Here is a 23,314-nt window from a genome sequence, read left to right as displayed (position 1 = left end):
CAACTAAACGAATTAATTCTATTGCAACTAACCCTTCTTCCGCAAACTCGCAGTGGTTAAGAAGGATGGTCGATAGATTGGATTTCTATGATTAGATTATTAGCTTTATAAAGAGGTCAAAATGGAATCTAAAGCTGCCAATACTTTGGTGAAAGAAGTTGAGAAACTCAAGAAAAAGGCGAAAGCCGATTTATCGGGTAATTTACCAGCTGCTTTAGAGCATTTGTTTTCAGAAGACTCTCTATTCTTTGATGAAGAAATATTGACTCAATGGCGTAGAGATGAAAGGTTTGATGAGTTAATTGAATATGTTTCTTATCAGTATGATGAAAGAGGCGGAGAGGAGTTTTGGAAGCAGGTTTTGCTTGACCTCAGGTTGAAGAAGGAAGAAAAAAAGGCATTGAAGTTGCTAGATGGTTTATTGCCAGGAAGAATGAAGTTACTCAAAGCAGCAAAAAAGAATCTAGATAAATTTCCTGGCAATTACTTGAGTGAAACTACTTACTTAGTTGCGAAAGGTGAAGTACTAAAAGTACTCTATGAATACGCATTTATTATTGAGAACAAACCAGCTGAACAAGTGAATAAATCTGACTCCGAAAAAATAAAGAAAAAAATTCAGAAAATATTAAACGAATAAACAGCTCTATCTAGAGCTGTAATTCGCGATTAATGGTATCGCCGTGTAATAAACACATGTATTCCAAATTCATGTGCTCCAGCTATAACGGAATAAAATTTCATTGAAGATTATGTCCTATTAAACATTTGATTTGAAGCTAGGAGAATAACGTTTTCTCTTCAGATGAGTCCTCTACTAATCGATCAATAATACTATCATTTTGCTATCATACAGTTATATGGGTATATTTAGAGCAACATGTCTTTATACAAAAAAGCAAAAAGTTTATTAAAGAAATTCAGGTGCTTAAGTCGAGAATAGCTTGTGAATAAAGAAGTTACAGTAGGGTCTTGATAAATCCCTAAAGGAGATTCCAATGAGAGCAACCTTAACCAGTAAGATCTCTGGTGTCAGCTCGGATGATCGATTAGCCTTGCTACAGAAGATCAGAACTGGACTATCTTTTAAAGCGTTCGAAGAGCTCAGGAAGGCTCTTGAAATTAATCGCAAAGAATTAGCTGAGCTTTTGTTGATAAAGGATTCAACACTGACTCGTCGGAAGAATAAAGGTAAATTATTAGTTCACGAATCAGATCGGGTAATTCGGTTTGCGAAACTATTTGATCAAGCGAGCATATTATTACAAGGCGATAATAATGCCGCGCTCAATTGGCTGAAATCTCCATTGGAAATATTGAGTGGGGAGTCTCCCCTGGAACATGCCCAAACTGAACTCGGCACCAGAGAAGTTGAAGACCTAATTGGACGGATTCGTCATGGCGTCTTTTAGTTGATATAGCATGGAATGTGCATCATATTTTCAGACCATTACCTAATGCAGCGAAAGCACGTTTTTCAAGTGTGGTTGTGGACATTGTTGGGAATTTGGAGGGTATATTGAGACAAATAGAATACATATAAATTGTAATATACGAGTATTGTGGCCTTTTATTTATATCAGCTTGTCCTTATAGTGCTAAACTTGCAGCTAAGCTAAATATTCTTAATTGACTATATTCAAGGAGCTAATAATGGCAGATAGAGATATAGTTCCAAAGTGTTCAAAATGTAACGGAACCTCATTTTCTGCGGTAAAAACCGACGTAAAAAATGCGGATAACTCTATGGTATTTATTTGTTGTACAAGCTGCGCTCAAATTATATCGGTGGTTCCCTACAGCGCGGCTTGGGATAAATAAAAAAGCAATACAAAAGTAGAAATTGCCATACTCTGATTCTGCAAGCGATTATCGCTGTGTTATTCCAATTTAACTTATTTAATTAGGGAACATAAAAGTTGATATTTAAAACTGGTGATTTAATTGATAGCCGATTTGTTGTAAAAGGCGTGTGTAGCGATAGTGGAGGCATGGGCCAAGTTTTGTTCGTGGAAGATAATAATGAAGAATTTCAAGGAATGTTGGCATTAAAGTACTGCAGAGAAGAAGATGAAGAATATATAAAAAGATTCAAGCGAGAAGTTAGGCTATTAGAAGGGTTTCGCGGGAACTCTAAGGTTGTTGAAACAATATATAGTAATACTGAAAATGAACCACCATATTTTGTGATGAAATATTATCCTGATGGCGATCTTACAAATATTATTGATGAAATAATTTCTGATTTATCCAAACAGGAAGATATATTTAATAAGATGATAGATTGCATTTCTGAACTCCACTCTGATGGAATCTATCATAGGGATATTAAACCTCAGAATTTTTTATTAGATCATGGCGAGATTGTAGTGTCGGATTTAGGACTTGGAATGGAGCCTGATTCATCATCGCGGTTTACTAGTAGCTCTATGTTTTGGGGGACTCACGGATACTTGCCGCCAGAATTTCAAAATGGTGGCTTTAAGCATGCAGATTCTACTGGTGACATTTTTATGCTTGGAAAGAGTATTTATGTTTTATTAACTAAGCAGAATCCAACTTATTTGATGGATAATGGAGTTCATCCGGCACTTTACTATGTAATTGAGAGAGCTTGTGCACTTGATAAAAGCAAACGATACCAGAGTCTTTCTGAAATGAAGCAAGCACTTCATCTTGCTTTTGATGTCATCTTGAGTCGAGGTGGCCACTTGGGCGAGGTCAACCAGTTAATTTCTACGATTGAGGACAGATTAGAAAATGAAAATAAGTATAGTTCCGAGAGAGTTATTGAGTGGGATAAACGAGGACACCCATCTCTTTAAAAGACAATCTATACGTTGCAGTTTATTGGTGGTTGTTTAATGTTCGAAAGTTAGATTGGGGTTACGTATCAAATGAGATATTCTATCCACCCACAAAGATGGGGCTTGCTCTCTAATAGCCTCCCTTCTTAGTTATATTCAGTCATTTCCTGAAAAGCGGTGGGTGTCCTCAACTCGACACTACGTCATTTCGATAGTAACGGTGCATTAATTAATGAATTTAATTACACGTTGCATGCGACGGGTCGACGTACACAAATTGATGAGTTAAGCGGACGCTCGGTGATTAATGGTTATGATGAGCTTTATCGTTTAACCAGTGAAACCATTGTTGATCCGATCAATGGCGATTACAGCGCTAGCTATACCTACGATAATGTGGGTAATCGAACCTATTCGACCATTAATGGTGTGAGTACCTCATTCAGCTATGACAATAACGATTGCATCACGGTTCAAGGTGATATCACTTATGAGTACGATGATAATGGTAATACGCTGTTCAAAGGCAACCTTGAAGAGCAGACCTTCTATCGTTACAGCCTGAAAAATAAATTAACTCAGGTTGAGTCTGCTGGGGGTATCAATGATTACGAGTACGACGTTGATAATAATCGTGTCGAGAAGACAGAAGCTGGAACTGCTGTTCGGTTTATCGTTGATAACAATCAAGCGTACGCTCAGGTAATTGCTGAAGCGAGTGATACTAATGTTATCGGAAAAGAGTATGTTTATGGCGATGACCTAATCAGTCAACGCGCCAATGCGTCGAGCCATTACTTTATGTACGATGGCCTTGGTTCAACTCGAAGTTTAACCGATGACAGTGGTTCAATTAGCGACCAATACTTCTATGACGCATTTGGTATTACCCTAGCGTCGGTAGGAAGTACTGACAACAACTATCGGTACACAGGCGAACAATACGACGCTGGGTTAGATAATTACTACCTAAGGGCTAGGTATTACGACCCAAATATTGGGCGTTTTACGCAAATGGATACATGGATGGGGCGGAATCATGATCCGATTACGTTGCATAAGTATTTGTATGCGAATGCAGATCCGGTGAATGGGATTGATCCTAGTGGATATGCCACGATAAGCAGTATGTCTGCTGCTCAAAATATCCAATCGACGCTCTTGAACATGACCAATCGCGTCGGGTTTTTAGTGAGAGCATATAATAGAGTTGAATCGCTTGCTACATTTGTAGATTTGATTAAGTCTGTAAATCAAGTTTTCGGAGGAATGGGCAGTGTTGGGAACTCAAGAAATATGGGGGTAGCACTCTTTCGCTCTGGTATTCCGAGTTTAAATTACTCCGAAATACTTGAGAACATGAGTTATAATATACCTAAAGCGATTTTAGCTGGTTCTTATGATTGGGGTAAGGGTTTTGCAACTACTTGGAATCGAGATAACACTAGTCTAAAAGGATTTTTAGTCTATATGCCACTGCTTTCTAGCGGTACAGGAGGTTCTTTTGCCGTTCCAACTCCAGCGAAAGTAACTTTTAAAAATAAAAAGTATCCAGTGAAAATTGTTTTTGGTGCTAAGCCTGGTGCATACGGGTCTATATTTGGAATTGGGATCGAAATGCCAAGGAAAAGACAGCTAATTAGAATGGACTATCATAAATTTAGAGAGGGACATAAGGGTAAAGGGGAAATTGCTTTTTGGAAAAGTGGTGATTTTCATTATCATGTAAATAAGTGGAGTAAGAACTAGTTGAAGACATATATCGAGCCATGTGAGTCAGATGAAGTTATCTGGATGTTTCTAACTCTTCTGACAGTTCCAGTTGAGCAACAAATTCTATTGCTCGAAGGAAATATACCTTGTGATAAATTAAAAAACTCAGAAAAACTACTTGGTATTTTTTACGACTTTAGTAATGGATGGTTTGATGAAAATCATCCAAAAACTGAGAGTTTTGGAGAGCTTGTTTATTTCATAGAGTCAAATGACTTTGATTATTCCATTGAGTCATTTCGATATGATTCGAAATGGAAAAAATTAAGAGAGCTAGCGAAAAAGTCGTTAGTTGAGTCTGGTTTAGAACCATGGCCTTTACCTAAAGATAGGATTGAACTATCAGATTTTACAGAGTTTTAATTTTTAAAAACGACCACCGGACACTCCACCTAGAGGAATAAGAGAGGACACCCATCTCTCTCAATAGACAATCTAAACGTCGCAGTTTATTGGGGATAAACGAGGGATAAACGAGGACATCCATTTCTCTCAATAGACAATCTATAGGCCAGTGTTAATTGGTGGTTAACTAATGTTCAAAAGTTAGGTTGGGATTACGTATCAGATGAGATATTATATCCACCCGAAAAGATGAGGCTTGATCTCTGTGCGAGCCTCCCTTCTTAGTTCTATTCAGTCATTTCCTGAAAAGCGGTGGGTGTCCTCAACTCGCGCTTTTTGTTAACGCTTAGTCACACTTACTAAAGAGCATTGATAAGCATGAATAATCTGAAACTACTCTTACTAGCCAGTTGCATCTGGTTAACGCCACTCTACTTACACAGTAAACCAATACCCGAACAATTACTCGATATGCCAATTCCCTTGATGTCTGGAAAAAACACGGTATTGAGCGAGTTTAAAGAAAACAAGCCGGTTTATTTAAAGTTTTGGGCTACTTGGTGCCAGCCCTGCATGAAAGAAATGCCACATTTTCAACACGTTCAAGAACAATATGGTAAAGACATAGAGGTTATTGGTATTAATCTAGGCATGAATGATGACCGTGAAGCGGTTAATCGAGTTATCGCTAAGTTTGGCCTAACTATGCCAATGTCTATCGATAAAAGTGGCGATTTAGCACAAGCATTCAGAATGATTGACACGCCTTATCATCTCGTATTTGATCGAAACATGAATTTAGTTCATCGAGGTCACGAAGCGTCTGAATCTCTCGATAATAAGCTTTCTTTGTTGGCGCAATCAAAAACGGTAGATTTTGTTGATAGAGAAGTTTTAAGTGAAACAGAAGCGAATATCAAAATTGACACATCAGACGGCAAGCTTCATGCACTATTTTTTACAGCCACTTGGTGTGACTGGTATCTACAAGACACTCGTCCGGAAGTATCAAAAAATTGCATTAACGCTCAGAAAGCCATGAATACACTTGCGTTAGAATATCCAACAATATCTTGGCATGGAATTATTTCAAGACTCTGGACGGCAGATAAAGATCTGTCAGAGTACCAGAAAAAATACTTGATAAAACATCCCATTGAAATAGATAAAAGCAATCAGTTATTTCATCAATTTGGAGTAACCACATTGCCGACGTTAATTTTAATCAAAAACGGTAAAGTTCAAGAAGAAATAAAAGACTTTAGTAAGCTTGAAAAGGTTAAGGACGCACTTAAAAGATAATAATCAAGAACAATAAGTAAGCGTATCTGTCACTATGAAAGGAGAGTCGATTCGTAAGATCGACTCTCCTTTTTTTAAATAATAGAATAAGAAATAAGCAAGAATAAGCGGAAATAAGCAAGGACACCCTTCTCTTTTAAACGACTGAACATTCAATCGCTTTAACTCTCTATTGAAAATATTAGGTAATGCTTGGTTATCGCGATGTGAATATTTACGGATTTTATGTCACGCTTTTGCTATCTTTTTTTGTATTGCACATTAACTGTTCATTAGTGGCACCAAAACCTCAATGTGTTGTTGGTTTTTAATACAAATTGTTCATTCCCTAAGCCATTTAAATTAATAAGAAAAACTAATGGAAAGTATTAAATAATCTCAATTGTTCATTTAACTACTCATCACAATAATACCGCCGGAAAATAAGTGTTCGCGATAAAAGGAGTAGTAATGAACAACTTACCATCAATATTAATGTTTTTAGTTTTTAGTCTATTTTCTACGCAGCTGTTCAGTAAAAGTACAGCCGTTAATTTTTTTAAAGGCGCACCGAAAGTATATGTCGACAAAGTTGAGTATTATCAACTTGACGACATGTTAGTTCCAACAAAAAGTACTCATGCACATAAAATGGATGCCAACGTTCCTTCATGGACTGATGGAAAAGTTTTTTATGAGTTCGCGCCTGATGTCACGGTGGAGAACCGACAGAATTTTGTAGAAGCAACGGAAATTTGGACTTCGATTGCTAACTTAGAGTTTATTGAGCGAACGAATGAAGTCAATTATATTTATATAACCAACGATAACAAAAACTATGCAACGGTTGGCATGGCTGGAGGAAAGCAAACATTAGCGATGGTCAGCTGGGGCACTCGGTATGTTATTGTGCATGAGCTCGGTCACTCTTTGGGTATGTGGCATGAACAAATGCGAAGTGATCGTGACGATTACGTGACTATAAATATTGATAATGTCGATCCGGATCAACGTTACAACTTTACAAAACGCAACACCAATAACTTGGCCGATTACGACTATCAATCGGTGATGCACTATGGCCAGTTTGCTTGGACTCAAAATAGCCTTCCGACCATATCAGTCAAACCCGGTAATGAAAAATACACGCCTATTCTTGGGCAAACATCGTATATCAGTGCTGGAGACCAATTAGCGGCCGCGAGGACCTATGGCGCGGTTACGCTGAATATTCCAGATGCAGCATTTAAAAGCTTTTTAGTAGCGCAATTTGATGCAAACGGTGATGGAGAAATTGACTCTATCGAAGCAGCGCTCGTTACCGAGATACAAACACCTGGCAATGGAGAAATTACTTCTATTGAAGGCATTCAGCATTTTCGAGGCTTAAAATCACTCGTAGTTGCTAATGAAAATATATCTTCAATCGAGCAGCGACTACCGCCTGCATTAGAGTATTTAGATATTAGCAATAATATGTTCAGTGAAATCAATACGGCTTGGTCATTTCCTCCATTAATGAACAGTATTCAAGCCTTTGGCAATCCATTAGATGTTTACTCTTGTGAAGCGGTTAATTTCATTAATGCAACGCTCAACCCAGGGCAAATCTTAGTGTCACCAACGGTAGATGGCACAAATATAATTTGCGACGAACAAAGTGCGAACCAATTAATCAGTGGCAAGCCAAGACTCGATCAAAGAAATAAAGGCAGTCGAACGTATTTTATTAATGTGCCTGAAAATGTTTCTGAGTTGCGTGTTGAAACCACCTTGTTTGAAGGTAACCTCGGTGGGTTGATGGATGTATTTGTTAGCTATGAGAAAACACCTTCAAGCACCAGTTATGAGTTTTCTTCAACAAACGAAGGAAACGAAGAAAGTGTTTTGATCAATAATCCTCAATCGGGTACGTGGTTTATAACCTTGCAGCCAAATGATCGCTCGTTTGAGTACGTCAATGTTACTGCAACGTTATCTAATGGGACCCAAACCAATAATCAACTCACCAATGGTGTTCCCAAGACAGGATTAAGTGGTGATCAAGGTGACTCCTTAGCATTCGAGATGATTGTTCCTGAAAATGCTAGCAATTTACGCTTCGAACTGTCGGGTGGTTCGGGCGATGGCGATCTTTATGTTCGATTCGCAGCAGAGCCAACGTCATCGGTTTACGATTGTCGTCCATGGAAAAATGGGAACAATGAAACCTGTTCTTTCAACACGCCACAAGTTGGAACCTACTATGTTAGCGTCTACGGTTACAGTCAATTCGACAACGTACAATTACTCGCGACTTATGACGAAGTTTCTATTCCACAAGGTGACAGTGTTGAGTACAACAATATTAGCGATAATCAAGGCGGCTGGAAATATTTCGCACTAGATATCCCTGACGGTATGACGAAATTGACGGTTACGATAACTGAAGGATCCGGCGATGCCGATCTTTATGTTCGTCAAAATAATCAGCCGACAACTAGCCAATTCATTTGTCGCCCTTACAAAACTGGTAATGAAGAAAGTTGTACTTTTACTAACCCTGCTGCAAGCACTTGGTATGTAGGAGTTCGTGCTTATTCAAATTACTCAGGATTAACCCTTAAAGCTGTTTGGGAATAACAGCTTTAAACGAGGAAGCTTTAAACGAGCTTTAAACGAGGACATCCATCGCTTTGGTTTATACAGGGACATCCTTCGTTTTTAAAAGAGAACTGGCTTCAATACGCGGTTCTCTTTTTTCTATTACATAAAATTGCACGAATAGGATAGAGTTTAATTGAGATCGCGATAAAGAAATCGTGAGACATAGGAGTACTAAGCCGCTTTGTCTAGCGACCTTTCTTAAGCTACAGATTTAACTCGAATAAAGTCTATTGCTGATACCAACACCTTTAATAAAACGTTGGTCTAAACTATCCAATAAATGAGTCAATGCAGAGGGCGAGCCGACGGCTCTTAGACCAGCAATGTTGTCGTCTCGTTGTATTAACTCAAGAAATCCATCAGGTTCTAGGTTGAGTCTTTCAAGTATCGGCGGGTGGTTACTCGGAATGTATCCTCGTTTATCACATCGAATAGCGCGTCCGCTATATTCGACCAATTCTAAATAATCGGTTTCAGTTACGTTAAACCCATGTCGGTGCGTCGCATTACTCGATTGAGTGAGCTTCATCAGCTTTACGTTGCGCGAACTTGAGCCTTTATCTTTACTTCGAACTCTTTGTTTTACTGAGGTGTAATCCGAATCTTCAGGTGTACTGGCTAGGTTGGCACGGATAGGATTTAAGTCGACATAAGCCATAGCGGTGACTACGGCTGCTTCATCGAGTAAGGCTTGTGACTTAAAGCGTCCTTCCCAGAATCGTCCCGTGCATTGGTCTTCTAAATTCGCCTTACGCGCTAAATACTCGTTCAAGCAGCGCATAAACCAAGAGATATCGGTAAGTCGTTGTCGCCACTCCGTGATGAGCTCTTGAGCCATTTGAGTGAGAGCCGGGGAGGCATTGCCTTTTAAGTATCGGTTCACAATCAACGGGATTTTGTACAGCCGTTTCCAACGGCGGATGACGTTTGACTCAGACCATTGCTCAGCTTTTTCAATATCAACTCGTAGAACCAGATGATAGTGATTCGACATGACCGCGTAGCTGGCCACATCAATGGCAAAGGTATCGGCGAGCAGCGATAATCGTTCAATTACCCAATCTTTACGATGCTCATAGTTCTTGCCTGAAAAAGCATCTTCGCCACACAAGAAGGCGCGCCTTACGCATCGAGCAATGCAGTGGTAGTAGCTGGTTTGGTTCAAATCAATGAGTGTTTTTCGAGGTTGCGTCATAAGCGATGTCCTTATCGTTAATGTCGGCCTTTCACCCTAATGAGATGTTGCTTTCGATTCAATAATGATTTTGCGATGAAGTTGAAAAGATAGATGGGTGTCCTAGATTTTTTATCGATACTCTCTCAGTAAATAGAATAAGCAGTCACTCAGTGCAATGTCGATGCGTTGTGTTGCCATGAAGCAAGACAGATCATCAAGCGCTATGATTTTTGAGTCTTCTTCTTTGAAAAATAATGACAAACAATCTTTTCCTTCATCACCTATTGCTTCCAAGCAATTGTGAAGAGGGCGTTTAAGCCAGCCAATACAGTCACCTTTCGCGATACCATTAAAATTAAGATCCTCTATGGAATTTTTAAGAGTGATATCAACATTATCTAGCGGACTATCTGCATAAGCTAAGGTAGTTTCATTCTGTGCGGTCACTCTTACTGGGTGACGATGAAGTCGTACGGGATGCGTTTCAATCTCGCTTATTGCTTCACTTTCTAAAAATGTTTTTAGCCCGTCGTAGGCAATCAAATGTGAGGCTGGTTCATTTGATCCTCCACACTCAATCGTTACGACCGGACAATTAAAGTTTTGCTCCATCAACGCGCCAACATTGAGCTGAGTAATGATCATGTGGCTGGTGAACAAGGATGCTAGCTTTAAGACCTTCGGATGTTCGCTAATCGATACCGCAAACGCAGGGCTGCGACCAGAAGTGTTATGCATGTCGACAACGGCCGTTGGACATTTTTCACGGATGTACTCGGTGAGTTGATGGGCGAGTTCGGTGACCGGATCATTAAACTTTAAATAACCAAAGCGACGGTTTAAATCAAATTCACCTGGCATAAATCGATGGCGATGCATGGTTTCAAAACGAGCGGCGTTTACCGAAGCAATGGTTATCGCGACGTTGGTCGCCGGTGTTCTTTGTTCAACTAGATATCGATGTGCTGCAAGAAAGCCGGAAGGCTCATTACCGTGCACCAAGGTAGAGACTACTCGCCAGCGACTAGGATCTTGTCCTGGAATTTCAATAACGACTGGTCCGGGCAATTGTTGCAGCCAGTCTTCAGGACTCGATGGAATATCTAAGTCATTAATTGAATAGGTTGTAATCATATCTTAATAGTAGACCCACGCTTAGATAGACTCAAACGTCCATTCGCTAACCGGAACGCCGGATGCGTGCAACTGACGGTAGCGACGAAACATTTCTTCTAAAGATTCTTCACGATTGAGTTTTTGATTCAGCTGGCGAACTTGCTCTTTTTGCCAAGTAGCTCCGGTTTGTCCGGATTCTAAGCGTTTGTAGATATTATTCATGTAGCTTTCGCGTTCTTGATCCGCGACACCTAGCTCTTTGAGACCGGCATTCGCTAGTGGCAGCATAGACTCAATTACCGTTGTGATGGATTGTTCCTGAGGCTCATGTTTGCTTGGTGACGTCCAGACGATACTCGCATCTAATCCTCGTTGTGCCGCACGGTAAAAGTTGTATTCTGCGAATCGAAAAGGAATGACGGCCAGTAGTTCATCAATATGACCAATCAGTCCTTGCACTAACCCGGTAGCAAATGCCACGTTAGCACACATGTCTTCAGCCGTAGGACCGGCTGGTAAAGCTCGCATTTCAATACGCACATGACCGCCGTCGTTAGGACAATACACCGGGCGGTTCCATGGCCATATGGTACCTAAATGTAAACACAACTCTTCAAGAGGCGGTAATGCGCTGCCGTTGCAGTTTATTGGTTGATCAGAAATGATAGGAAACATCGGTGGATAAAGTGCCACGGCTTCGGCAAACAGTTCCCACGCATTTTGTCTTACCCAGCCATGACCAAAAGTTACTCTAGCCGGTTGCCGCCACTCGACCTGACCACGTTGGCGGCTGTCGATGGATTGTTTGAACAAAGCTACCCGAGTTTCATTCCATAATATATTGCCTAAAAAGATCGGAGAGTTTGCTGCGAGAGCCAATACCATTGGTGTGATTAATTGCACCGCGTTAAAGGCATTCGCGAAATCTTCATGTTTAACCATCAAATGGTATTGAAACGAGGTGTTCGCTCCTTCAACAGCAACATGGTCACAATTGAGTTGAAGCTCATCGGCGCCAGTAATATTGATCTTAAAAAGGTCTCCTCGCATATTGAACAATTGCTTAGAAAGACTGCGATAGCGAGCGAGATCGGTCATGGACGAACGATCTAAATCTTGTTGCCTAAGTGTTGGCAAAATGCCGATAGGAACAATTTCAGCATCAAAGTTCGTGGCCGTTTGTTGGAGATTTTGGTGATGATGTTCAATTGCGGTTTGCAGTTGCGAGAATGGACTGCTTTTAAATGCAATGGGGTCAAAGTTCACTTCTAGATTAAAACGGTTGAGCTCTACGGTATATCGATGGTCTTGTGCGGCTTCAATAATTGCTTGATTTAATGGCAGCACATAGCCATTTTTGTCGACAATATAGTTCTCTAATTCTGCTCCGATGTAGTGTTGACCTTGACCAAAAGCAGGGCGCTGAATAAGCTCTTTAAGACAATCTAGCGACTGATAAAGTCGCTCAGAAAAGGCATGATACTCGGCGTCAGTAAACGTTTCTTGCGTTATCGATATACCCATATCTTCGTGCTCTCCATTTGCTTATAGATTGACCATATACAAAACCGAGCATCTTGACTAGTAGGAAATTTAGAAACATTTCGTATTATTGATACCCGTCAAGATTAAGACATTGTTGATAACCATGCCGAATATCCAAAGTCTAGGACACCCAACTTAAAACCAGAAACTAAAAACAGGGCATCCAATTCGTGAGTGAATGTTGCGAAAACTTAATGGGTGTCCTGTTTTATCCGTTCATCGGAAATATAAGTAACCGTACCGAATTATCATTCTTGTATAAATCAGTGCAATTTGCGATGATTCGAGACAAAGAAGTGGGTGTCCCCTCTTAAACGCTGTCTTATCTTATCGTCCGTCTTATCGTCTTAACACTGTCTTAAATATTCACCGGAAATCTAAGTAACCGTGCCAAATTATCATTCTTGTATAAATCAGTGCAATTTGCGATGATTCGAGACAAAGAGGTGGGTGTCCTCTCTTAAATTCTTAAATTACTGAAGTGATAACAAAATAACCGATCGATGACCTTATGAAGAAAATTGAAGAAATTTCGTTAGAGCCGAAAGTAAAAAAGGACAATCCATCATTTAAATGGAAATACATTGCTTTTATTTCTAGTTCGATAGTGATCGGTGTTTTATGGGGTGAAGTAATTGATGAAAACCTTTTAATATTCTCTTTGGTTTGGGTAGGAGTCGCAATAGCGATATTTCCTAACCGGCGTTCAGATAATCTTTTGGGTGGCTGGCCAACCTTGATCTTAAGTGAAGAGAAAATTCAAGTTCGTCATGGAGATGCGCTACTTTGGTCTAAGTCAATAGAATTAGTCTCAGAGGTAGAACTAGAACAACAGGTCGGCGTATTTAAGTCATTGCTCCTAAAGTGTTCCGACGGAGATTCTTACCTTCAAAGTTTACCATTAGGTGGAATGCAAGCAATGGATGACTTTGCATTGGTAACCAAAATAGAGCGTTACGCAAGAAATGCTCGCAGAAATAATTAGGTATTGAAGTATTTCTGTGTCGTCGAGTCAGTCATTTCTAATGACTTGCTAAACGCTATTGAGTTAAACCTATCGTTTGTTGTTCGCTGATTGACTCCCATTTGATCGTGTATTTGAGCAGATATTTCTGCAAGCGACTCGAGTCATTCGGCTTGGATTTTTGCTTGCGGCTAACCGCAAATAATTCGCGACCGGCAGACGCTAGACTTTTGTGTTGCATGCACACGTTCAAAACATAGTTTAACTGGAGTCGGTCAAACGGATCGATTGCTTCAATTTGCTCCTGTGTTAAAAACAGCTCTAAAACCTTGAGTTGGTCAGACGGTTGATGTAATTGCCAAGAGTGCTTTAGACGTTCAATCTCTAGGCAAACTTGATCTTCGCTAATACGAGAGGAGTCGGCTAAAGTACACAGTCGTGTCACTGCTGAACTCAAGTCGCGAAAGTTTCCATGCCATACGGCCTCAGGAGAGGTTGCAAAGTCTAAAAATCGTTGCTTAGCTTCTTTATTGAACTGTATTCTTTGTCCTTGAGCTGCTGCATAACGATCAAGCTCGTAATCTAAATTCGCCGGAATATCTTCTCGTCGATCTTTGAGAGCTGGAAGTTGATAAGTCCATAAGTTAATTCGAGCGAGTAGATCTTCGCGAAACTCGCCTGATTGCACCGAAGCCCTTAGATCGCGATTGGTTCCTACTATCAGTTGAAAATCACTGGTAACTAACTGATCACTGCCTACAGGATGAAAGTGCTTTTGCTCAATCGCGGTGAGCAGCATAGCTTGTTCTTCTAATCCTAGTTCGCCAATTTCATCTAGAAATAAAACACCTTTGTTGGCGCTGAGTAAATAACCTTCGCGAGCCTTTAGTGCTCCGGTAAACGCGCCTTTGGTATGACCAAAGAGCGCTGCCATTGCGTTTTCTCCCTTAAGGGTGGCACAGTTTACGGCTATTAGCGGACCAGAAACCAGCGAGCGTTTTTTCTTGAGCTGATAAATTCTTCCCGCAAGCTGACTTTTTCCAGCGCCGGTGGGGCCAGTTAGTAACAAGGGATCTTTAGACCGCACAGCGACGGTTTCAATCTCACCGATCATAGTATTAAAGGCAAGATTCTTAGTTGCTATCCCTCCTTTTAGTACTTCCTTACCTTCGGCGTGCTCGATATCAAACCTTGTCGATAGCTGATCATATTTTGAGAGATCCAAATCGATCGTATGAATGCGACCAACACTTCGATTGGCGTTTTTATTGTCGGGCGAGGTTTGAACCAATCGCCCAGGAAAATGGCGACTTTCAGTCAATAAAAAGCTGCAGATCTGAACTACGTGAGTACCGGTTGTGATGTGAAAGAGGTAATCGTTTTTATCGGTGTTGAATGAGAATGCCTGACACCAATCAAATAATTTTGCGTAAACCTCTTCGAAATCCCAAGGATCATTAAAGTTTAGTTTGTGAAGAATAACTTTTGTGTTGGGAGAGACGGTTTCTATATCTCCGATAACTTGATTCGCCAGAGTCATGCTGTGATTTTCAGCTAACAGATGCAACTCATCGATGGGTAAGTCATCGTGACTGCATAGGCTGACATTAGGACGCCACTTGCTCCAGCGGTCGATGCGTTTGCCGACAAAGTCTTTTTGAACGCCTAAAAGGCTAACCGCTATATTGGGCATTAAAGTCTCTCTATTGAACTGAATGGCTGCGTGTTTTCTTATTTGGATTTCTCCAATAAAGAAATCGACTTATTAACCCAAACTATGGGCTAATCACATGAGTTAAAAAGCCTTCTATAGGATATATAAATATCCAATAGGATATGCCAGGATGCGTTCGAGGTGCAAGCACTAAATGTTAAATGAAACGGTGAATTAAAAATAAATTCAATATAAACAATGAGATAGATTCTTTTTTATGACTCCAAATCAAAAGCTGGCACACCGGTTGCAATATCAGAGATGTCTAAAGGTTAAGAGAGTGATTCAAATGTCACCTCGGTGCGCTCGGCGATGCCAAAGCGTATGCCCCCTCAGACAAGAATGCTTTTGGATAGCAACGGACATCACATTCGTTTAATTGGGTTCGATTCCCAAACAATCAGTAGCTCATTGGTTAGAGCAATGGTCAATACCATCGGTAGTGGGTTCGATTCCCACCTGACAAACCAAAGTTAAGCATAACGTTATACATAGTAGGTAAGCGCAAAATGCCGCTTTTAAACTTACGCTCAGTAAAGAGACACAATGGCAAGCTGGATTGCTCCCCATTGTGAAGATTTACCAAGCCTATTTTTAAAAAGTATCGAGCCCTTACTTACAACCACTTAAAACTAAGTGAAAAAAGGACTAAAAAATGATTAAGAATATTATTTCCGGGAAAATCGTTAAAGTGGCTGAGAATCAGCGAGTGTTAAAATTTAATGATCAGAAATTAGAACAAATTTTAACACCAGGAACGCATCGGTTTCGAAGCTTTAAGAACGACTTGAGTTTTGAGTCTTATGATCTGAATAAGATATTTTTCGACTCTGAAAACATCGAACGATTATTTCGCAACTGCGATGAATTACGATCACACGTTGAGCATATTAAACTTGCTGACGAAGAGATTGGACTGTTTTTTGTTAATCAACAATTGAAAGGCGTTGTTGCTCCAGGTGAATCGGTCTACTACTGGAAAGACAGTGCAGAGATTGACTGCATTCGATTAGATATCAGTGGGCAATTAGCGGTTGAACAAAAAACTCAATTTTTGTTGCATCGATCGGGAGCCAATGCTGCGTCACGGCTCATTAAGAGTCGAAATACGGTCGCAGTACAGCCTATGATAGAGTTTTACATAGATAAAAATCATATTGGTTTGCTGTATATCAACGGCCAACTAAAAGGCTCTTTAGAGCCCGGAGTGCACGCTTATTGGAATTTTAATCAATCAATTGAAGTAAAGACTTACGATTTAAGAACGCAAGTTCTCGATATTTCTGGGCAAGAAATTTTGAGCAAAGATCGTGTGAGCTTAAGAATTAATTTAACTGCAACGATTCAAGTAATGGATGCTCAGTTAGCGGCTCGAAGTGTCGATAGTCTTGATGATTATGTTTATAAGACTCTACAACTAGCGCTTCGTGAAGCGGTCGGGACGAAGTCGTTAGACGATATTTTACTGGATAAGTTGTATGTTAATGAAACCGTCAAAGAGCTAGTATCTGATACTCTTCAAGAGATTGGGGTCGCACTGAAAAGTGTTGGCGTCAAAGACATAATCTTGCCAGGTGAAATGAAGGCTATCTTAAATCAGGTGGTTGAAGCGCAAAAAGCTGCGGAGGCGAATGTCATTAAACGTCGAGAAGAAACGTCAGCCACTAGAAGCTTACACAATACGGCAAAAGTAATGGAAAATAACCCAACGCTAATGCGCTTAAAAGAGCTAGAAGCTTTAGAAAAAATCGCCGACCGAATTGAAAATCTTACCGTTTATGGTGGGCTTGAAGGATTAATGAACGGCGTGGTTAAAATAGCATGAGCAGCCATTCGTGGCTGCGAATAAAAAGAAGTAAGGAAAAAGTATGAGTCACTTATACGAAGAAATTAAACATCCAGGGCTAGCGACAATTAAAACTTGGACGAAAGGCGTACCTTTTGAAAACGAAGCGAAACAGCAACTATTAAACATTGCGAGCATGCCGATTGTGCATTCGCATATCGCGGTAATGCCCGATGTTCACCTAGGTAAAGGTGCCACAATAGGGAGCGTGATTCCCTCTGTGAACGCTGTAATTCCTGCCGCGGTAGGAGTGGATATTGGGTGTGGAATGGTTGCCACAAAAACAACATTAAAAGCGAGTCAGTTACCAGATAACCTAAAACCGATTCGTGATGCTTTTGAGGCAGCAGTCCCGCATGGACGCACAGGTGGTAACCGTCGTAAAGACCGCGGAGCTTGGCAAGAGATACCTCAGTTGGTCGCAACAGAGTGGTTGAACTTGCAGAAGCGTTTTGAACGTATCTGCGAAAAACATCCGGCGATTAAAAATAGCAATCATGTTCATCACTTAGGAACAATGGGAACGGGTAATCATTTCTTAGAATTGTGTATCGATGAGCAGCAATCAGTTTGGATTATGTTGCACTCAGGTAGTCGTGGAGTGGGAAATCGAATTGGAACCTACTTTATTGAGTTGGCAAAAAAGGAAATGGAACGCCATCAGAAACAGCTACCTGATATGAATTTGGCGTACTTAGAAGAGGGCAGCGAGTACTTTTCGGATTATGTTGAAGCCGTTGAATGGGCGCAAGAGTTTGCTGCCAAAAATCGGGAGATTATGATGCTCAATGCGATTGAAGCATTAAAAAAGGTGCTTCCGATCGCTTTTGAAACAGCAGAGCTTGCGGTGAACTGTCATCATAATTATATCTCTCGTGAACATCATTTTGGTCATGACTGTTATGTAACGAGAAAAGGTGCTGTAAGGGCTCAAAAAGGAGAGTTAGGAATTATACCAAGCAGTATGGGCGCTCGTTCATTTATTGTTCGAGGACTTGGAAACCCTGAGAGCTTCAATTCCTGTAGTCACGGTGCCGGACGTATTATGTCACGAACCAAAGCGAAGAAGGTATTTAGTATCGATGATCAAATTAAGGCGACGGAAGGTGTTGAATGTCGTAAAGACGCCGCGGTCATTGATGAAATTCCTCATGCGTATAAAGACATTGACGCCGTGATGGCTGCACAAAGTGATTTAGTTGAAGTTATGCACACCCTGAAGCAAGTCGTTTGTGTTAAAGGATAATGCATAGATCAAATAGGTCTGGCTTGTGTGCATCAAATGGCTTGACGAAAAACACTTTAAAGAAGTGATTTTAAAAATCAATTTTCTAGGAGCTTATGTTCAAGGATGAGTTTTTTAATAAGGAGAGAATTTGAGTAGGAGAGCTTTTTATGGAAGAAGTTTTAGTGGGAGAGGTTTTAGTGAAAGAGATTCTAAAGGAACAGGTTCTAGTTGAACAGGTTCTAGTTGAAGAGATTCTAGCTGAAAATAACCTAGCGGAATAGAAGAAATGGAAAATACATTAAAAAAAATGAAAACAATTGATGGGGCCTTTGGTGAGGGAGGTGGGCAAGTGTTACGAAGCTCGCTTACCTTATCGATGATTACCAAAACACCCATCGAACTGATTAATATTCGAGCGAAGCGCAGTAAGCCCGGCTTGATGCGTCAGCATTTAACGGCCATTGAAGCCGCGAAAACGATTTGCAATGCAGAGGTAGTGGGTGCAAATCTCGGAGCAGAAACTATTCAGTTCTATCCTGGCGAGATTCAAGCGGGAAACTATGACTTTTCAATTGGAACGGCTGGGAGCACGGTACTTGTATGTCAAACCATACTACTTGCATTGGCTTACGCTCCAGATCACTCTAGGGTACGTTTTGAAGGAGGCACTCATAACGGATTGTCGCCTTCATTGTGTTTTTTTGAGCAAAGCTACTTACCAGTACTGAGACAAATGGGATTAACCTGTGACCTAGACGTTGGTATGACTCCCTTTGTCAATTAAAACGCACTAATCCCCACTTATTTTTACAAAGCGCTATTGTATAAAATTGAATGGATTCAATTACAGATTAAAGCCAGTAACTTTCGACGGTTCTCATGCTGGTATCCGTGGATTTTATCGCGAAGCGATTTACCTACCTTACTTATTTCGTCGTGGTGCCTGTCTTCAGTCTATGCTCGTGGATCTAATTAAATTTCATAATCAGCCATCCTAACGCCGTCGGAGATTGCACCACCTGCCGTGGTTTAATCTGCCATTGAATCCAAAACTTTTTATTCATGCGGGTACGCGAGACAGCCGCTGTTTAGGATTAACTTTTGTTATAACAACTTCGCGACTGATTGCCCAAATATAGGCAATCATTTCTCGTGCGACAGCAGTAATCACGACATTGTAATGTTTACCTCGTTTCATGAGGCGTTGGTAGCGTTTGCACAAACGAAGTTGTGCCTTCCAGGCAATGTCGATAATTTCTTTACTTAAACTTTCTTGCCTGATTTGTAATTCAGTTGAAATGTTAGCCGGATAGCGATAACAATGAGCACCCTCGGTGAGCAGTCGTCGCGCTCGACCATTACCACACTTTGTAATGCTACCCACTTTTCGTCTCCCTCCACTGGAATGCTCGCCCGGAATGAGACCCACATAACTCATGAGTTTTCTTGGATGGTCGAAGCGAGTGAGATCGCCTAGTTCTGCAATGACTCCAGCCGCAACTAAAAGCCTCACACCACGCATCGCTTGAATTGCTTTAACAACAGGGTAGTAACGCCAGTGTTTCACCTGATGAACTAGCTCGTTATCCAATCTTTTTAATCTCGCTATTCGTTCCGTGACGGTTTGAATCATTTCCTGAAGTACAATTTGTTGTGCGGGATGAGGCAATACCAATTCTGTTAGCCAACGTAAATGTTTTAATGACCAATTGGCTTTGCCTTCATAATTAATATGATTGCGAAGTAGCAGCGCTTTAAGTTGATATTTCGCGTCACACAAATCATTCATGGCGCGCTCTCTTGCACGAGACAAATCACGAATGGCTTCATCTTCTGGTTCGGGTACGTAAATCGGAATGATATCGGCATTCTTTAAAAGACGGGTGAGATTAATAGCATCACGTTTATCAGTTTTTATTTTATCGCCTGGCTTTTTAGGAATAAGAGAGGGGGCTACGACATAGCAACAATGCCCGAGGCTGGTTAACAAACGGTAAACCCAATAGCCGCAAGGGCCTGCTTCGTAAACAAAATGCAGCGTTGCTTTTGGGAACTTAGATTGCATTTGTTTAGCAAATTTAGTAATCGCTGGTTTGGTCGTTTTGATTCGACCAAAATGCTCGATTGCCGTCTCTCTCGCATAACCTGAATACGCTATTTCTGTGAACTCTTTATGAGTATCCATGCCAATAAATGTTATGGTATCGTTGTTCATGCTAGCCTCCGTTTATATGGTGTGTGATGACTCATATAGTATGGCACTGGCTGAAAAGCTAACCCACGATAGGGGGCTAGCACTGAATTTCAATTGAGACTCCTAGGGAGTCATTATGTCTAAGCGTTTAGGCTTTTATCCGGCAGGCGGAGGCGAGTGGCAAATAGCCGTTGCACCTTTTGAACGATGGCAATCAATATCGTTTGCCGCGAGCAAAAAATTAAGTGGTCTTTCGAGTCAGCGGTGCAAAATGACCGTCTTATTAAATAATTATGATGTAAGCATTGCTGAAAAAGAAGTGAAGATTGCTTTGAACTATTTAAATTGGGAAGGCGTTCCTTATGAAATCAAAAAGGGGCGAGCACGAGGGAAAGGAAATACATTCCAGATTCATTTTCAACACGATGAAAAGCACCTGATGTTTGAAAGCTTTGCTCAGAAGAAAGTAATTGAAAGAGACGTAGCTCTTACCGCGACTAAGCATTTAAAAGCCTTCTTAGACGCAGAGGTAGCGGTCGAAGAATATTTAGCCGATCAATTGCTATTACCTATGGCTTTAGCTAAGGGAGGCGAATTTACTACGACTGAGCCAAGCGACCATACGTTAACTAACATTGCTGTGATTGAGCAAATGCTACCGGTTCAGTTTCAAGTTGAGCAATTAAGTGAACGTCAGTGGAAAATTAAAGTTTTGTCATAGAAGAGGCATGCTATTGATGAGCTACTGGTTGATGAGAGGTGTTATACAAGAGCGGTTTTACAATCGAAAGAACAGCGCTTTAGGCAATCAGGACGACAAGACGTTAACAACCATCGATGATTCAAGCACTATCGTCGATGATTGTTAACAATGCTTTTGCATATTAAGTGAATTAGTCTCGACTTAATCTGACACATCAACTTGAAAAAGTGAGAGTTACCCGTTTTGATTAAAGGTGTCGAATCTTTAAATCAGAACGTTATAGAGGTAACTCTCATGCTACATACTAACAACCCAATCATAAAACACAAAGCTGGTTTACTTAACTTAGCAGAAGAACTCGGGAACGTATCGAAAGCCTGTAAGGTAATGGGCGTATCACGAGATACATTTTATCGCTATCAAGAACTGGTCGAAGAAGGCGGTATCGATGCCCTTATCAGCAAGAGCCGTCGCAACCCAAATGTTAAAAATCGCGTTGATGAAGCCACAGAAACAGCGGTTATCAATTATGCCATTGAGTTTCCGGCACACGGCCAACACCGAACCAGTAACGAGTTGCGAAAGAAAGGAGTCTTTGTATCAGGGAGCGGTGTCCGGTCGATATGGCTCAGGCATGACCTAGAAAACTTTAAGAAGCGCTTGAAGGCACTGGAAGATAAGGTTGCTAAAGAGGGCATCATACTGACCGATAGCCAAATAGCTGCACTTGAGAAGAAGAAAAATGATGATGAAGCCTGTGGTGAGATTGAAACAGCTCACCCTGGCTACTTAGGCTCACAAGATACCTTTTATGTCGGTAACCTAAAGGGCGTTGGACGAATTTACCAACAAACCTTCATCGACACTTACAGCAAAGTTGCCTTTGCCAAACTCTACACCACAAAAACACCTATTACCGCAGCCGACATACTTAATGACAAAGTGCTACCTTACTTCCAGCAACATGAGTTACCCATGTTGCGAGTATTAACGGATCGCGGCACTGAGTATTGTGGAAAAGTTGAACATCACGACTATCAGCTGTATTTAGCAATCAATGACATCGAGCATACAAAGACTAAAGCAATGTCACCGCAAACCAATGGTATCTGCGAACGATTCCATAAAACGATATTGAACGAGTTCTACCAGGTTACATTTCGGAAGAAATTATACAGTTCACTGGATGAGCTTCAAAAGGATCTGGACGAATGGATAGTTTACTACAATAATGAACGCACCCATCAAGGAAAAATGTGTTGTGGACGAACGCCCAATGAAACATTAATTGATGGTAAGAGAATTTGGGCTGACAAAAATCTAGCTCAAATCTAAACTGACAGACACCAATTGAAAAACGGGTAACTGTCAGATTAAGTCTGAGCTAGTACATATTAAGAGCGCTCATCACATTCTAGCGGTTCTCGGCACCAAAAGCTGTTGGTCTGTTTTTCACAAGCAGCCTTTGCCGCGGCCTTTGCGGAAATTAACGTTGGACCCTCTCCAAAGAAGGTTCCGTCCATACGCGTTTCTAGCATGCACGAATAGGTGCGTCGATCACGCCAGTCATTATCATATGACGCGGTTTCTTCTAAGCGATAGACCGCTCGTTGCATCTGTCTAACGGCACGTTCCAATTGACGAACCCGTTGACGGAGCTCTCGATTCGCACGGTAATGCGCTCGGTAGTTATAGCCTGTTTCACGCATATAGCGGTCAAACTCTTTGTCATTCGGCTGACGCTCTTTATGCTCTTGAATTTGTACCATTGGCTCGACCGATGATGCCGCTTTTTTGTCTTTTGCATCGACTGATATCGCCAGTGAGCTAACTATTAAGGCTGAACTTGCTATCAGGGCTAGCTTTTTCATAGTGGTTTCCTCATTTCAGTTTACGAGTTCAGAATAGTTAGATTTGAATGAATTGAAACTGAACGAATCAATTGAATAATAGGGATGGTAAAATTACCAGAAAT

The 23,314-nt window shown here is 40.8% G+C and carries 20 protein-coding genes; 14 read left to right on the top strand and 6 right to left on the bottom strand.

The window, feature by feature from the left end; translation table 11 throughout:
- Positions 1 to 121 precede the first annotated feature (121 nt).
- From Q9312_RS08400 to Q9312_RS08365, 8 genes are all read left to right on the top strand, one after another.
- Positions 122 to 640, top strand: a complete 519-nt coding sequence (locus Q9312_RS08400; protein WP_309204142.1) for a hypothetical protein — start codon at positions 122 to 124, stop codon at positions 638 to 640.
- 358 nt (positions 641 to 998) lie between these two features.
- Positions 999 to 1,412: an Xre family toxin-antitoxin system antitoxin gene (locus Q9312_RS08395; RefSeq protein ID WP_309204141.1), complete on the top strand. Its 414-nt coding sequence runs from the start codon at positions 999 to 1,001 to the stop codon at positions 1,410 to 1,412.
- 241 nt (positions 1,413 to 1,653) lie between these two features.
- Positions 1,654 to 1,821, top strand: coding sequence for a hypothetical protein (locus Q9312_RS08390; RefSeq protein ID WP_309204140.1), 168 nt, complete (start codon positions 1,654 to 1,656; stop codon positions 1,819 to 1,821).
- Positions 1,822 to 1,919: 98 nt separating this feature from the next.
- Positions 1,920 to 2,825 (top strand): protein kinase domain-containing protein, encoded by a 906-nt coding sequence (locus Q9312_RS08385; RefSeq protein ID WP_309204139.1) that lies wholly within the window; start codon positions 1,920 to 1,922, stop codon positions 2,823 to 2,825.
- A gap of 159 nt (positions 2,826 to 2,984) precedes the next feature.
- Positions 2,985 to 4,556 (top strand): RHS repeat domain-containing protein, encoded by a 1,572-nt coding sequence (locus tag Q9312_RS08380; protein ID WP_309204138.1) that lies wholly within the window; start codon positions 2,985 to 2,987, stop codon positions 4,554 to 4,556.
- A complete protein-coding gene (locus Q9312_RS08375) occupies positions 4,557 to 4,943 on the top strand; it encodes a hypothetical protein (protein ID WP_309204137.1) in 387 nt (128 codons plus the stop codon). It abuts the gene before it with no gap.
- Between the two features lie 360 nt (positions 4,944 to 5,303).
- Positions 5,304 to 6,227 (top strand): redoxin domain-containing protein, encoded by a 924-nt coding sequence (locus Q9312_RS08370; protein ID WP_309204136.1) that lies wholly within the window; start codon positions 5,304 to 5,306, stop codon positions 6,225 to 6,227.
- Between the two features lie 450 nt (positions 6,228 to 6,677).
- Positions 6,678 to 8,828 (top strand): pre-peptidase C-terminal domain-containing protein, encoded by a 2,151-nt coding sequence (locus tag Q9312_RS08365; RefSeq protein WP_309204135.1) that lies wholly within the window; start codon positions 6,678 to 6,680, stop codon positions 8,826 to 8,828.
- A 235-nt stretch (positions 8,829 to 9,063) separates the two neighbouring features.
- On the opposite strand, the gene Q9312_RS08360 is transcribed toward Q9312_RS08365, so the two are convergent.
- From Q9312_RS08360 to Q9312_RS08350, 3 genes are all read right to left on the bottom strand, one after another.
- Positions 9,064 to 10,047 carry a transposase gene (locus Q9312_RS08360; RefSeq protein ID WP_309204134.1) on the bottom strand — a complete coding sequence of 328 codons (984 nt, stop codon included), beginning with the start codon at positions 10,045 to 10,047 and terminating at the stop codon, positions 9,064 to 9,066.
- A 111-nt stretch (positions 10,048 to 10,158) separates the two neighbouring features.
- Positions 10,159 to 11,163: a M14 family metallopeptidase gene (locus tag Q9312_RS08355; protein WP_309204133.1), complete on the bottom strand. Its 1,005-nt coding sequence runs from the start codon at positions 11,161 to 11,163 to the stop codon at positions 10,159 to 10,161.
- 21 nt (positions 11,164 to 11,184) lie between these two features.
- Positions 11,185 to 12,669: a glutamate-cysteine ligase family protein gene (locus tag Q9312_RS08350; RefSeq protein WP_309204132.1), complete on the bottom strand. Its 1,485-nt coding sequence runs from the start codon at positions 12,667 to 12,669 to the stop codon at positions 11,185 to 11,187.
- Between the two features lie 532 nt (positions 12,670 to 13,201).
- On the opposite strand from Q9312_RS08350, the gene Q9312_RS08345 reads away from it, so the two are divergent.
- The gene (locus tag Q9312_RS08345; protein WP_309204131.1) at positions 13,202 to 13,675 is read left to right on the top strand and encodes a hypothetical protein; all 474 of its coding nucleotides are present in this window, start codon (positions 13,202 to 13,204) and stop codon (positions 13,673 to 13,675) included.
- Positions 13,676 to 13,730: 55 nt separating this feature from the next.
- On the opposite strand, the gene rtcR is transcribed toward Q9312_RS08345, so the two are convergent.
- Positions 13,731 to 15,347, bottom strand: coding sequence for an RNA repair transcriptional activator RtcR (rtcR, locus tag Q9312_RS08340; RefSeq protein WP_309204130.1), 1,617 nt, complete (start codon positions 15,345 to 15,347; stop codon positions 13,731 to 13,733).
- A 676-nt stretch (positions 15,348 to 16,023) separates the two neighbouring features.
- Here rtcR and Q9312_RS08335 point away from each other — a divergent pair.
- From Q9312_RS08335 to Q9312_RS08325, 3 genes are all read left to right on the top strand, one after another.
- Positions 16,024 to 17,193: a slipin family protein gene (locus tag Q9312_RS08335; RefSeq protein WP_309204129.1), complete on the top strand. Its 1,170-nt coding sequence runs from the start codon at positions 16,024 to 16,026 to the stop codon at positions 17,191 to 17,193.
- A gap of 43 nt (positions 17,194 to 17,236) precedes the next feature.
- Entirely contained in the window at positions 17,237 to 18,460 is a 1,224-nt protein-coding gene (locus Q9312_RS08330) for an RtcB family protein (RefSeq protein WP_309204128.1), read from the top strand.
- A gap of 268 nt (positions 18,461 to 18,728) precedes the next feature.
- Positions 18,729 to 19,226: an RNA 3'-terminal phosphate cyclase gene (locus Q9312_RS08325; protein ID WP_309204127.1), complete on the top strand. Its 498-nt coding sequence runs from the start codon at positions 18,729 to 18,731 to the stop codon at positions 19,224 to 19,226.
- Between the two features lie 276 nt (positions 19,227 to 19,502).
- Here Q9312_RS08325 and Q9312_RS08320 read toward each other — a convergent pair whose 3' ends face one another.
- Positions 19,503 to 20,657, bottom strand: a complete 1,155-nt coding sequence (locus tag Q9312_RS08320; RefSeq protein WP_309204126.1) for an IS110 family RNA-guided transposase — start codon at positions 20,655 to 20,657, stop codon at positions 19,503 to 19,505.
- 115 nt (positions 20,658 to 20,772) lie between these two features.
- Between Q9312_RS08320 and Q9312_RS08315 the strand changes: the two genes are divergently transcribed.
- Both Q9312_RS08315 and Q9312_RS08310 read left to right on the top strand, forming a co-directional pair.
- On the top strand, positions 20,773 to 21,357 hold the full coding sequence (locus Q9312_RS08315) for an RNA 3'-terminal phosphate cyclase (protein WP_309204125.1): 585 nt from the start codon (positions 20,773 to 20,775) through the stop codon (positions 21,355 to 21,357).
- A gap of 276 nt (positions 21,358 to 21,633) precedes the next feature.
- Entirely contained in the window at positions 21,634 to 22,674 is a 1,041-nt protein-coding gene (locus Q9312_RS08310) for an IS481 family transposase (protein ID WP_309201277.1), read from the top strand.
- A gap of 59 nt (positions 22,675 to 22,733) precedes the next feature.
- On the opposite strand, the gene Q9312_RS08305 is transcribed toward Q9312_RS08310, so the two are convergent.
- Positions 22,734 to 23,210 (bottom strand): hypothetical protein, encoded by a 477-nt coding sequence (locus Q9312_RS08305; RefSeq protein ID WP_309204124.1) that lies wholly within the window; start codon positions 23,208 to 23,210, stop codon positions 22,734 to 22,736.
- Positions 23,211 to 23,314: the final 104 nt, after the last annotated feature.

Source organism: Pleionea litopenaei (genome assembly GCF_031198435.1).
Lineage (GTDB): Bacteria > Pseudomonadota > Gammaproteobacteria > Enterobacterales > Kangiellaceae > Pleionea > Pleionea litopenaei.
This window is presented reverse-complemented; position numbering and strand designations above follow the sequence as displayed.